This window comes from Staphylococcus sp. Y174-1 (assembly GCF_049897865.1).
GTDB classification, from domain to species: Bacteria; Bacillota; Bacilli; order Staphylococcales; family Staphylococcaceae; genus Staphylococcus; species Staphylococcus saprophyticus.
Map to the genome: position 1 here is coordinate 1,292,637 of NZ_JAFCXB010000001.1, position 13,191 is coordinate 1,305,827.

The following is a 13,191-nucleotide window of genomic DNA, read 5'->3' on the forward strand; positions in this document are numbered from 1 at the left end:
TTATGATGCTTTAAAACTTTATTTAACGGGTATACATATAAATGTAAGCGTTACCAATAAAATACGAGTATATTATACAATACCAACTATTAAATAAATCAAATATAAGCCAACAGAGATTTTGTATCTTAGGAGGTGTTTTTATGAATAACAATAATACTTCAAAAATTTTCTTTATCTTTTTCGGAATCTTATCGTGGTTATCCACCGTCATTCTATTTATTTTACCGACGCTATCACCTTATCAAGACTATATTAAAACACAAGGTGGTATGTCGACCGGTTGGGTTGTGGTGTTACTCGCATTTATTACACTATTTTATATCGCCATCTTGATTATGGATATTTATAGTCCCTTAACGACACAAGTCATACAATTTGTATTGTTAACTGTCGTAATCGTTTGTGCCATACCGTCCATTACTGCTTTTGTGCTTGCATCATTTGTCGTAGATATAAGTATTATTGAAATCTTTATACCTATTGTACTTATTATTTTAGCAAGTATGTTACACATCTTATGGTTTGCTATACCATTTATGCAAAATAAAGAAAATCATGAAGCTGCGCAAAAATCTAAAAATCCTTTCAAATAATAATGACTCCTAGTCTGTGATTACGTATTGATACCGTATCACAGGCTAGTTTAATTATGTTCAAATTTTTATATTAAATGATATCTTCTAGAATCTTCCTTATTATTTCATTTTCAGACATTTCTTGGTATAGATACGTTTCTTGGTTTACCTTTAATATGTCATTTTCAACAAACCAACGCATCATTGCTTCTTCACCAAAATCTGTTTCATCTTTCAAATGGTGTCTTCTTACTGTTTCATGAAATGGTAGTTTGAAATAATAAGCGTATGCGTCTACGTTAATTTGATTCATTAAGCGCTCAATCATTGAACCGTATTTAGCACTATTTAAAATACCTTCTAAAATAACATAATCGCAATGTGCGATGCCATAATTCACAATGTCATCTATAAGTTGAATGGCTAAATTATTAGGTTGGTCAGGTACATTCAACATATTGCGACGTATGTCATCTTGCCCTACTAACATCACACCTGTGCCTAATGTATGTTGTAATTTCTGTGCGATCGTTGTCTTTCCACTGCCAGAGTTACCTCTAATGATGATTAACTTTGTCATATTTATCACACTCCATACAATAATGTGTTGCCATTATATAGTAAAAACGCTTGAAGACATACCATCTCCAAACGTTTTAAACTTAATTTTGTACTATATTCACGCTGCTATACATGAACGGTTATATTTATTTAATTGTACCTAATTCTTTACCAACTTTTTCAAATGCTGCTAATGCTTGATCTAACATTTCTTTTGTATGTGCAGCTGTTGGCATATTACGCACTCGACCTGTACCTTTAGGAACAGTTGGGAATACGATGGATTTTACATATACGCCTTCTTCTTTCAAACGACGGCTAAAGGCTTGTGTTTCTTTTTCATCACCAATAATAACAGGTGTGATTGGAGATTCCGAATTACCTATATCAAAGCCTAATTTTTTCAAACCATCTTTAAGATAATTGCCATTTTCCCAAAGTTTATCATGTAATTCTGTAGAAGCCATTAGTTTTTTAACTGCTTCTGTGATGGCTTTCGTATCTCCAGGTGCTAAAGAAGTTGAGAATAAGAAAGGTCTTGATTGTGCTTTTAACCAGTCGATTAATGATTGCGTACCTGCTACATAACCGCCAACGACACCAATCGCTTTTGATAATGTACCAATTTGGAAATCAATCTTGTCTTGTAAGCCAAAATGTTTAACCGTACCAGCACCTTTACCCATGACACCAGAACCATGTGCATCATCAACATATGTGATTAAGCCAAATTCTTCAGCAATTTCTACGATTTCTGGTAATTTAGCAACATCACCATCCATACTGAAAACACCATCAGTAATGTACATTACTTTATTGTATTGTCCTGATTCAACGGCTTCTTTTGCTTTAGCGCGTAAATCTTCCATATCTGAATGGTTTACACGAATAATCTTCGCTTTAGATAAACGACAACCATCAATAATAGATGCATGATTTAATTCGTCAGAAAGAATTGCATCATTTTTATTCATAACTGCTGAAATGGCAGCCATATTACAGTTGAATCCAGATTGATATGCAATTGCTGCTTCAGTACCTTTAAATTCAGCAAGTGTTTTCTCTAATTCATCATGTACATCTAATGTCCCGTTGATTGAACGCACAGCACCAGCACCTACACCATGTGTATCAATTGCATCTTTTGCTGCTTGTTTCAAATCTTCGTTTGTTGCTAGTCCTAAATAATTGTTTGAAGATAAGTTAACATAATTTTTCCCATTGATAGTAATTTCAGGTCCGTTGGCGCCTTCAATTGTATCTATCTCATTATATAAACCATTATCTTTTAAATATTGAATATTTTCATCTAAAAAGCCATGTAGTGATTGAACCACTGCAAGTCCCCCTTTGAGTTATCTTAGTTTTCAAGTTAATCATAACCTATTTTTTAAATTGTGGAAAGTAGAATAATGATATATTAGAAAGCGTTTTCTACAATTTAATAGCATTGTTAATTATTTGTACCTACAGTTGCTACACGTAAAATGATATAATGGATGAAAATGCTGAAGGAAGAAGGGTTGAAGTTGTTTGATTGGTTTCAACTAGCACAACAAAAAGAAAGTAGGATGGTGCAAGTACGTCGTTATCTACACCAATATCCTGAATTATCATTTGAAGAACATCACACACATGACTTTATCATGAATCAATTAAGTCAATTATCTTGCGAGATACGTACACCAGTTGGTAGAAATGGTATTGTTGCAACATTCAAAGGACAGGGTGATGGCCCTACAGTTGCCTTACGTGCCGACTTCGATGCCTTACCAATAGATGAATTAACAGACGTATCATATAAATCTAAAAATCCAGGTGCCATGCATGCATGTGGCCATGACGGTCATACAGCAATCTTACTTGGTGTGGCAGAAATTATTGAGAATCATTTATCCTCACTAAATGGTGATGTTGTATTAATCTTTCAATATGGTGAAGAAATTATGCCAGGCGGCTCACAAGAAATGATTGATGATGGTTGTCTCAGCAACGTAGACAAAATTTATGGTAATCATTTATGGACAGGTTATCCAACAGGTATGATTTATTCACGTCCTGGTGCTATGATGGCATCTCCCGATGAATTTAATATCACCATTCAAGGTAAAGGCGGCCATGGTGCTAAACCTCATGAAACGGTTGATCCAGTAGTTATTATGGCAGAATTCATTATGAGTGCTCAGAAGATTGTCTCACGAACAATTGATCCAGTTAAACAAGCTGTAATAAGCTATGGTATGGTTCAAGCAGGTTCAGCCGACAATATTATTCCTGACTCTGCTTTCTGTAAAGGCACCGTTCGTACCTTTGATACAGAAGTCCAAAGTCATATTATCACTAAAATGGACAAATTATTGCAAGGTCTTGCTCTAGCAAATGATATTACTTATACATTGGATTATGTTAAAGGCTACCTACCTGTACACAATCATCCAAATAATTATGAAATTGTTAAACAAGCTGCAAATGAGATGAATTTACGTTTCTATGAATCTGAGTTAATGATGATTGGTGAAGATTTCTCACACTATTTAAAAGTTCGCCCTGGCGCATTCTTTTTAACTGGTTGTGGTAATCCAGAAAAAGAGACTACACACCCACATCATAGCCCGAACTTCAATATTGATGAAAAGGCAATGAAATATGCAGCATGCGAATTCCTAAAAATCCTTGAACTCGAAAACGTAATTGTTAAAGCACCTTAGTCATTGCATGACTTAGGTGCTTTTATGCATGAGCTTGAGCTCAAGTAAACCTTACTAGCCTTAGTCATTACATGACTTAGGTGCTTTTATGCATGAGCTTTAGCTCAAGTAAACCTTACTAGCCTTAGTCATTACATGACTTAGGTGCTTTTATGCATGAGCTTTAGCTCAAGTAAACCTTACTAGCCTTAGTCATTGCATGACTTAGGTGCTTTTATGCATGAGCTTTAGCTCAAGTAAACCTTACTAGCTTAGTCATTACATGACTTTATAGTCTTACTTTTCAGCTGTACTGAATTAGTAAGACTTATGCATTCGCATAAGCAAATGTATTCCATTATATAAAGATAAATCAAAACAGGCGATGTCACTATTAAGTGACGTCGCCTGTTTTTACATTAACTACCAACTAATGCATTAAGCCCCTTAATTCTGAAACTGAATTGATTTTGTTTACATTAGCTAACAGCTAATGCACTAAGAACCCCTAATTCAGAAACTGAATAAGGGGTTCTATGAAAAAAGAGACTCCCTAAGGAGCCTCTTAAAAATCTATCAAAGATAGAAAATTATATTATTCGTTGATTACAGTAACAACGCCTGATCCAACAGTACGTCCACCTTCACGGATAGAGAAACGAGTACCGTCTTCAATAGCGATTGGAGAAATTAATTCAACATCCATTTCAACGTTATCACCAGGCATAACCATTTCAGTACCTTCTGGTAAGTTAACAACACCAGTTACGTCAGTAGTACGGAAATAGAATTGTGGGCGGTAGTTAGTGAAGAATGGTGTATGACGACCACCTTCATCTTTAGATAAAACGTAAACATCCGCTTTGAATTTTGTATGTGGCGTAATAGTACCAGGAGCAGCTAAAACTTGACCACGTTGTACGTCATCACGTGAAACACCACGTAATAATGCACCAATGTTGTCACCAGCTTCAGCGTAGTCTAATAATTTACGGAACATTTCTACACCAGTAACAGTTGTTTTGCTTGATTCTTCTTGCATACCGATGATTTCGATTTCTTCACCGACTTTGATTTGACCACGTTCAACACGGCCTGTAGCAACAGTACCACGACCAGTGATTGAGAATACGTCCTCAACTGGCATCATGAATGGTTTGTCAGAATCACGTTCTGGTGTTGGAATGAAGTCATCAACAGCTTGCATTAAGTCTAAGATTTTTTGCTCATAGTCAGCGTCGCCTTCTAAAGCTTTTAATGCAGAACCAGAGATTACAGGTACATCGTCACCTGGGAAGTCATATTCGCTTAATAAGTCACGAACTTCCATTTCTACTAATTCTAATAATTCTTCATCGTCAACCATGTCAACTTTGTTTAAGAATACAACTAATGCTGGAACACCAACGTTACGTGATAAAAGAATGTGTTCACGAGTTTGAGGCATTGGGCCATCAGCAGCAGATACTACTAAGATAGCTCCGTCCATTTGTGCAGCACCAGTGATCATGTTTTTAACATAGTCAGCGTGACCTGGGCAGTCAACGTGAGCATAGTGACGTTTGTCAGTAGTATACTCGATGTGTGAAGTATTGATTGTAATACCACGTTCTTTTTCTTCTGGAGCGTTGTCAATCATGTCATATGATTGTGCTACAGAGTCACCATTTTTTGCTAATACAGTTGCGATAGCAGCTGTTAAAGTAGTTTTACCATGGTCAACGTGACCAATAGTACCAATATTGGCATGTTCTTTTGAGCGGTCAAATTTTTCTTTAGCCATTATAAAATCTCTCCTATTCGTTAGAAAATAAATTTTTAAAATTATCTCTCATGACAGTTTCTCACCATCATGAGAAGATTGTTTTATTTTTTGGTATAAAGGACCATACAGTACCTTTATAATGCATTTTTCCCAAAAAATCAATTAATAAAACTACAAGCCACATAATTAAGCTTTACATGTATTGTACAGACAGTTGTCCTACAAAACAAGTTTAATTATTCAGCTTTATTACCACTGTTTTTCTTGATAATGTCTTCAGCAATTGATTTTGGAACTTCAGCATAGTGATCAAAGTACATAGTGTAAGTACCACGACCTTGAGTGTTTGAACGTAATGATGTTGCATAACCGAACATTTCTGAAAGTGGTACATAAGCATTTACAACTTGTGCATTACCACGAGGTTCCATACCATCAACACGTCCACGACGAGATGTTACGTCACCCATGATGTCACCCATGTACTCTTCAGGCATTTCGATTGTTACTTTCATCATTGGTTCTAAGATAACTGGATCACATTTTTTAGCAGCTTCTTTAAGTGCTAATGATGCAGCGACTTTGAAGGCCATTTCTGATGAATCGACATCATGGTATGAACCATCAAATAATCTAGCTTTAATATCGATTAAAGGATATCCAGCTAATACACCGTTTTCCATTGAATCTTTAAGACCTGCTTCAACTGATGGAATGTATTCACGTGGAATTACACCACCAACGATAGCGTTTTCGAATTCGAAACCGGCACCTGTTTCATTAGGTGAGAATTCAATTTTAACGTCACCATATTGACCACGACCACCTGATTGACGAGCGAATTTACCTTGAACTTCAGCTGATGATTTAAATGTTTCACGGTATGAAACCATTGGCGCACCAACGTTACATTCAACGTTAAATTCTTTCTTCATACGGTCTACTAAGATATCTAAGTGAAGCTCACCCATACCACCAATGATAACTTGTCCAGTTTCATCGTCTGTGTGTGCATGGAATGTAGGATCTTCTTCTTGTAACTTAACTAAAGCAGTAGTCATTTTGTCTTGGTCCGCTTTAGATTTTGGTTCAACTGATAAGTGAATAACAGGCTCTGGGAAATCCATAGATTCCAAGATGATGTCATTTTTCTCACCACATAAAGTATCACCAGTACCAGTATCTTTAAGACCTACCGCAGCAGCGATATCTCCTGAATATACTGTGTTTAACTCTTGACGAGAGTTAGCGTGCATTTGTAGTAAACGACCTACACGTTCACGTTTGTTCTTCGTAGAGTTTTTAACATATGAACCTGATGATAATGTACCTGAATAAACACGGAAGAATGTTAATTTACCAACATAAGGGTCAGTCATTACTTTGAACGCTAAAGCAGCGAACTCAGCATTGTCATCAGCTTTTGCGATAACTTCTTCATCTGGATTATCAGCACGGTGACCAATAATTGGTTTAACATCTAATGGTGAAGGTAAATAATCAATTACTGCATTAAGCATCAATTGAACACCTTTGTTTTTGAATGCTGTACCAACAAGAACTGGGTAGAATTCTACATCAGTAGTTGCTTTACGGATAGCAGCTTTCAATTCAGGGATTGAAATTTCTTCATCACCAAGATATTTTTCCATTAATTCGTCGTCAGTTTCAGCAACTGCTTCAACTAATGCTGCACGAGCTTCTTCAGCTCTTTCTTTATGATCTTCAGGAATTTCAATTTCTTCAATTTCAGTTCCTAAGTCATTTGTGTATTTGAAACATGTCATTTCAACTAAGTCGATGATTGCTTCAAATTCATCTTCAGCACCGATAGGTAACTGAATTGGTTGCGCGTTAGCTTGTAAACGGTCATGAATTGTGCTTACTGAGTATTCAAAGTTAGCACCTAATTTGTCCATTTTGTTAACGAAAACAATACGAGGTACACCATAAGTTGTTGCCTGACGCCAAACTGTTTCAGTTTGAGGTTCAACACCTGATTGTGCATCTAATACTGTTACTGCGCCATCAAGTACACGTAATGAACGTTCAACTTCAACAGTGAAGTCTACGTGTCCAGGTGTATCGATGATGTTTACACGGTGGTTATCCCATTCTGCTGTCGTTGCAGCTGATGTGATAGTGATACCGCGGTCTTGCTCTTGTTCCATCCAGTCCATTTGTGAAGCACCTTCGTGTGTTTCACCAATTTTATGGATACGTCCAGTATAGTAAAGAATACGTTCAGTCGTAGTTGTTTTACCAGCATCGATGTGAGCCATGATACCGATATTACGAGTTCTATCTAAACTAAAATCTCTAGCCATGTATTTTTCTCCTTCCAGTATAACTGCGAATAAATACTTTAAATATGGCGATGCCCTAAACACGCACCGGTGATAGTAAACTATCTTTGTGGAACATGCTCAGGGAAAAAGCTACTATCCTACCAACGATAGTGAGCGAATGCTTTGTTAGCTTCAGCCATTTTATGTGTGTCTTCACGTTTCTTAACTGCTCCACCAGTGTTGTTAGCAGCATCTAAGATTTCGTTAGCTAAACGTTCTTCCATAGTTTTTTCACCACGAAGACGCGAATAGTTAACTAACCAACGAAGACCTAATGTAGTACGACGCTCTGGACGAACTTCTACTGGTACTTGATAGTTAGAACCACCTACACGGCGAGCTTTAACTTCTAATACTGGCATGATGTTATCGATAGCTTCTTCGAAAACTTCAACTGCTTCACGACCACTACGTTCTTTAACTAAGTCGAATGCAGAATAAAGAATTCTTTGTGCTGTTCCACGTTTACCATCTAACATAATTTTGTTGATCAATTTTGTAACTAATTTAGAGTTGTGAATTGGATCTGGTAATACGTCTCTTTTTGGTACTGATCCTTTACGAGGCATAATGTAAATCCTCCCTTCCTATTATAGTATAATTTTAAATTTTATAGCGAAAATTTACGCAATCTTAAACTTATTTTTTAGGTTTTTTAGTTCCGTATAATGAACGGCCTTGTCTACGTCCATCAACACCTGAAGTATCAAGTGCACCACGTACGATATGGTAACGTACACCAGGTAAGTCTTTTACACGTCCACCACGTACAAGTACAACACTGTGTTCTTGTAAGTTATGTCCGATACCAGGGATATACGCATTGATTTCAATGTTGTTAGACAAACGAACACGCGCATATTTACGTAACGCTGAGTTAGGTTTTTTAGGTGTCATAGTACCGACACGAGTACAAACCCCACGTTTTTGTGGTGAATTTAAATCAGTAAATTTTTTCTTTTTACTGTTAAAATTTCTGTTTAATGCTGGTGAATCAGATTTTTTTGATTTACTTTGTCTTGGTTTGCGTACCAATTGATTAATAGTTGGCATGATTAGTTCCTCCTTTCCTCATTTATAATCCCACACATCCAGGTGGTTCATTTTAAGGGTAAATAAAATTTAGTAAGAATCATTCTTACTAATCTCATTTTAATAATGCAACAATAGCTACATTAACGTTTATACCTACATATTTCCCTAAAGCTTGTTTGCTTTCGAAAAATGAAACAGGTATGTGTTTGTGATTGATTTGGCTCAACACGCGAGTCATAAGATGAACTTCTACGTCTTCAGCGATAATCAATGATGTAACTTGATCTTTATTCAAAGCTTTGAGCGTTTGTTTAAGACCAATAACAAAATGTTGTTTGTTAAAGCGTGCAACTTTTTCATTAGACATATAAATATCCTCCAAAGTTCTGCTTGCATCAACCTTAATAATAATAACATTTTCATTACTGCTGAGTCAACTTTAAATCCAATAATTTTGCAAAAATAATTAAAAAACAAAGTGATCGAAAATCGCATTCCGACCACCTTGTTTATTTAACTCAAAATTATATTTCAGTAGTTTGCACTTCTTCTACAATTTCAGTTTCTGGTGCAGCTTTATCGTATTCAACATCTCTATAACGTCTCATACCTGTACCAGCTGGAATTAATTTACCGATAATAACATTCTCTTTAAGACCGAGTAAGTTATCACGTTTACCTTTAATTGCAGCATCAGTAAGTACACGTGTTGTTTCTTGGAATGAAGCCGCTGATAAGAAGCTTTCAGTTTCAAGAGACGCTTTCGTAATACCTAGTAATACTGGTTTAGCTGTTGCAGGACGTTTACGTTCTTTAAATGCTTCACGGTTGGCATCAGTAAAGTTATGAATATCTACTAATGAACCTGGAAGTAACTTAGTATCTCCAGCTTCAATGATACGTACTTTACGTAACATTTGTCTAACCATAACCTCAACGTGTTTATCATCGATTTCAACACCTTGCATACGGTAAACTTTTTGAACTTCTTTTAGTAAATAACTTTCTGTTGCATTTAAACCTGATACAGATAAATAGTTCTTAGGCTCAATTGAACCTTCTGTTAGAACTTCACCACGTTCAACACTTTGTCCAACTTCTACTTTCAATCTTGAAGTACCAGAAGCTAGATAAGATTTCGTTTCATTAGCGCCTTTAATTACAATTTCTTGTTGGCGATCTTTCGCTAATTTGATGTCATCAACAACACCTTCGATTTCAGTAATCACGGCTTGACCTTTAGGATTACGTGCTTCGAAGATCTCTTGGATACGAGGAAGACCTTGTGTGATATCGCTACCTGCTACACCACCTGTATGGAATGTACGCATTGTAAGCTGTGTACCTGGTTCACCAATTGATTGGGCAGCAATTGTACCAACTGCTTCACCAACTTCAACTTTTTCACCAGTTGCAAGGTTTTTACCGTAACATTTTTCACATACACCATGACGTGTGTTACATGTAAATGCTGAACGGATATACATTTCCTCAATACCAGCATCAGTAATTTTCTTAGCGATTTCTGCAGTTACTAATTCGTCAGGATTAACAATTACTTCATTTGTTTCTGGATGACGAATTGTTTCTTTAGAATAACGACCTTCAATACGTTCGATGAATGGTTCAATCATTTCAGTACCTTCTTTGATATCTGAAACAAGTAAACCACGGTCAGTACCACAATCTTCCTCACGTACAATAACATCTTGAGCAACGTCAACAAGTCGACGAGTAAGATAACCAGAATCGGCTGTTTTAAGTGCTGTATCCGCAAGACCTTTACGCGCACCGTGAGTAGAGATGAAGTATTCTAACACTGTTAAACCTTCACGGAATGAAGACGTGATTGGCAATTCGATAATTTCACCAGAAGGCGCAGCCATAAGTCCACGCATACCTGCTAACTGTGTAAAGTTAGACGCGTTACCACGGGCACCAGAGTCACTCATCATAAAGATAGGGTTTGTTTCTTCTAGTGAGCCCATCAATTCGTTTTGAATTTGATCTTTGGCATCTGTCCAAATTTCGATTACTGCGTTGTAACGTTCAAAATCAGTGATTAAACCACGATTAAATTGTTTCGTTACTTTTTCAACGAGTTTTTCATGTTCATCTAAGATATCTTGTTTGTCTGGTAGTACCACAATATCAGATACACCAACAGTGATACCTGCTTTAGATGAGAACTTGAATCCTAAGTCTTTCATTCTATCTAACATCATTGACGTATCAGTGATGCTGAAACGGTTGAACACTTCTGCAATAACATTTCCTAGGAAATTCTTATTGAAAGGTTTGATTAACGGTTGTTCATCAAAGTAAGCTTTCAAGCCTTCTTCACCAATTTCAGTTGGTGCAATGAAATATTTCTCAGGTGTTTTATTTTCCAAGTTCGTTTGTGTTGGTTCATTGATATATGCAAATGAATCAGGAATGATTTCATTAAATATTACTTTACCAACAGACGTGAGTAAGATTTTTTTGTTTTGTTCTTCAGTGAAAGTAGGATTATTGAATGATGCTGCGTGTACACCAATTCTTGTATGCAAGTGAACGTAGCCATTTGCATAAGCTTTTAGTACTTCGTTCGTATCATTATAAATCGTACCTGTATTCACTGCTTCTTTACGCTCTAATGTAAGGTAATAGTTACCTAATACCATATCTTGTGATGGTGTAACAACTGGTTTACCATCTTTAGGGTTCAAGATGTTTTGCGCTGCTAACATTAACATACGCGCTTCAGCTTGAGCTTCTTTAGATAATGGTACGTGAACAGCCATTTGGTCACCATCAAAGTCGGCATTATAAGCTGTTGTAGCAAGTGGATGTAGACGGATCGCACGACCTTCAACAAGTGTAGGTTCAAATGCTTGGATACCTAATCTGTGAAGTGTAGGTGCACGGTTTAAAAGAACTGGGTGTTCTTTAATAACATCTTCTAATACATCCCATACTTCATCATCCATGCGCTCAATTTTACTTTTCGCGTTTTTGATGTTTGTCGCAATTTCACGTTGAACTAATTCTTTCATAATGAAAGGTTTGAACAATTCAAGTGCCATTTCTTTAGGTAGTCCACATTGATACATTTTCAAGCTAGGTCCAACTGCAATAACTGAACGACCTGAATAGTCAACACGTTTACCTAATAAGTTTTGACGGAAACGACCTTGTTTACCTTTTAACATGTGTGAAAGTGATTTTAATGGACGGTTACCTGGACCAGTTACTGGACGGCCACGACGACCATTATCAATAAGTGCGTCAACAGCCTCTTGTAACATACGTTTTTCATTTTGTACGATGATGCCAGGAGCACCTAAGTCTAATAAACGTTTCAAACGGTTGTTACGGTTGATAACACGGCGGTATAAATCATTTAAATCACTTGTCGCAAAACGTCCACCATCTAATTGAACCATTGGTCTGATTTCTGGTGGGATAATTGGAAGTACGTCTAAGATCATCCATGCTGGGTTGTTACCAGAATGTCTGAATGATTCAACAACTTCTAAACGTTTAATTGCACGAGTAAGTCTTTGACCAGTAGCTGATTCTAACTCATCACGTAAGTGCTTGAGTTCAGCATCTAAATCAATTTCTTCAAGTAATTCTTTGATACCTTCAGCACCCATTTTAGCTGTGAATTTACCAGGGAATTTATCATAGTATTCTCTGAATTCAGCTTCAGATAATAATGTCTTTTTCTCTAATCCAGTTGGTCCTGGATTAACAACAACGTATGAAGCAAAGTAAATAACTTCTTCTAACGCTCTTGGTGACATGTCTAATAATAGACCCATACGGCTTGGAATACCTTTGAAATACCAAATGTGTGATACAGGTGCAGCTAATTCAATGTGCCCCATTCTTTCACGGCGCACTTTAGATTTAGTTACTTCTACGCCACATCTATCACAAACCATACCTTTGTAACGTACGCGTTTGTATTTACCACAACTACATTCCCAGTCTTTTGTAGGTCCAAATATTCTTTCACAGAATAGACCATCTTTTTCTGGTTTTAAAGTACGATAGTTTATTGTTTCTGGCTTTTTAACCTCACCAAAAGACCATGAACGGATTTTTTCAGGTGAAGCAAGTCCTATTTTCATATAATGGAAATTATTTACATCAATCAAGGAGCCTACCTCCTTCAATTTAGATTAGCTGTGCAAATTGATTGATCGCTCTATATCAATAATGAAATG

Annotated in this window: 10 protein-coding genes; 2 read left to right on the top strand and 8 right to left on the bottom strand. The window is 36.5% G+C overall.

What is annotated here, in order from left to right:
- The first annotated feature begins 143 nt into the window (after positions 1-143).
- A complete protein-coding gene (locus ACP7BT_RS06540; RefSeq protein ID WP_041079814.1) occupies positions 144-596 on the top strand; it encodes a hypothetical protein in 453 nt (150 codons plus the stop codon).
- A 73-nt stretch (positions 597-669) separates the two neighbouring features.
- Here ACP7BT_RS06540 and ACP7BT_RS06545 read toward each other — a convergent pair whose 3' ends face one another.
- Both ACP7BT_RS06545 and ACP7BT_RS06550 read right to left on the bottom strand, forming a co-directional pair.
- Positions 670-1,158 (bottom strand): kinase, encoded by a 489-nt coding sequence (locus ACP7BT_RS06545; protein ID WP_041079815.1) that lies wholly within the window; start codon positions 1,156-1,158, stop codon positions 670-672.
- 127 nt (positions 1,159-1,285) lie between these two features.
- Positions 1,286-2,476: a glycine C-acetyltransferase gene (locus tag ACP7BT_RS06550; protein ID WP_002484151.1), complete on the bottom strand. Its 1,191-nt coding sequence runs from the start codon at positions 2,474-2,476 to the stop codon at positions 1,286-1,288.
- A 192-nt stretch (positions 2,477-2,668) separates the two neighbouring features.
- On the opposite strand from ACP7BT_RS06550, the gene ACP7BT_RS06555 reads away from it, so the two are divergent.
- Positions 2,669-3,847: a M20 family metallopeptidase gene (locus ACP7BT_RS06555; RefSeq protein ID WP_206260883.1), complete on the top strand. Its 1,179-nt coding sequence runs from the start codon at positions 2,669-2,671 to the stop codon at positions 3,845-3,847.
- Between the two features lie 574 nt (positions 3,848-4,421).
- Here the strand turns inward: ACP7BT_RS06555 and tuf are convergent.
- The 6 genes from tuf to rpoC form a co-directional block, all read right to left on the bottom strand.
- A complete protein-coding gene (tuf, locus tag ACP7BT_RS06560; protein WP_002484153.1) occupies positions 4,422-5,609 on the bottom strand; it encodes an elongation factor Tu in 1,188 nt (395 codons plus the stop codon).
- 218 nt (positions 5,610-5,827) lie between these two features.
- Entirely contained in the window at positions 5,828-7,918 is a 2,091-nt protein-coding gene (fusA, locus tag ACP7BT_RS06565) for an elongation factor G (RefSeq protein WP_002484154.1), read from the bottom strand.
- Between the two features lie 119 nt (positions 7,919-8,037).
- Positions 8,038-8,508 carry a 30S ribosomal protein S7 gene (gene rpsG / locus ACP7BT_RS06570; RefSeq protein ID WP_002484155.1) on the bottom strand — a complete coding sequence of 157 codons (471 nt, stop codon included), beginning with the start codon at positions 8,506-8,508 and terminating at the stop codon, positions 8,038-8,040.
- A 70-nt stretch (positions 8,509-8,578) separates the two neighbouring features.
- Entirely contained in the window at positions 8,579-8,992 is a 414-nt protein-coding gene (rpsL, locus tag ACP7BT_RS06575) for a 30S ribosomal protein S12 (RefSeq protein ID WP_002484156.1), read from the bottom strand.
- 94 nt (positions 8,993-9,086) lie between these two features.
- Complete coding sequence (locus ACP7BT_RS06580) at positions 9,087-9,341, bottom strand: ribosomal L7Ae/L30e/S12e/Gadd45 family protein (protein WP_002484157.1); 255 nt, start codon at positions 9,339-9,341, stop codon at positions 9,087-9,089.
- Between the two features lie 157 nt (positions 9,342-9,498).
- Positions 9,499-13,095 (bottom strand): DNA-directed RNA polymerase subunit beta', encoded by a 3,597-nt coding sequence (gene rpoC / locus ACP7BT_RS06585; RefSeq protein ID WP_002484158.1) that lies wholly within the window; start codon positions 13,093-13,095, stop codon positions 9,499-9,501.
- Between the last annotated feature and the right edge of the window lie 96 nt (positions 13,096-13,191).

What these genes read in the sequence shown, in the direction of transcription:
- ACP7BT_RS06540 (WP_041079814.1), top strand. Translation starts at nt 144, where the DNA reads ATGAATAACAATAATACTTCAAAAATTTTCTTTATCTTTTTCGGAATC.
- ACP7BT_RS06545 (WP_041079815.1), bottom strand. Translation starts at nt 1,158, where the DNA reads ATGACAAAGTTAATCATCATTAGAGGTAACTCTGGCAGTGGAAAGACA.
- tuf (WP_002484153.1), bottom strand. Translation starts at nt 5,609, where the DNA reads ATGGCTAAAGAAAAATTTGACCGCTCAAAAGAACATGCCAATATTGGT.
- fusA (WP_002484154.1), bottom strand. Translation starts at nt 7,918, where the DNA reads ATGGCTAGAGATTTTAGTTTAGATAGAACTCGTAATATCGGTATCATG.
- rpsG (WP_002484155.1), bottom strand. Translation starts at nt 8,508, where the DNA reads ATGCCTCGTAAAGGATCAGTACCAAAAAGAGACGTATTACCAGATCCA.
- rpsL (WP_002484156.1), bottom strand. Translation starts at nt 8,992, where the DNA reads ATGCCAACTATTAATCAATTGGTACGCAAACCAAGACAAAGTAAATCA.
- ACP7BT_RS06580 (WP_002484157.1), bottom strand. Translation starts at nt 9,341, where the DNA reads ATGTCTAATGAAAAAGTTGCACGCTTTAACAAACAACATTTTGTTATT.
- rpoC (WP_002484158.1), bottom strand. Translation starts at nt 13,095, where the DNA reads ATGAAAATAGGACTTGCTTCACCTGAAAAAATCCGTTCATGGTCTTTT.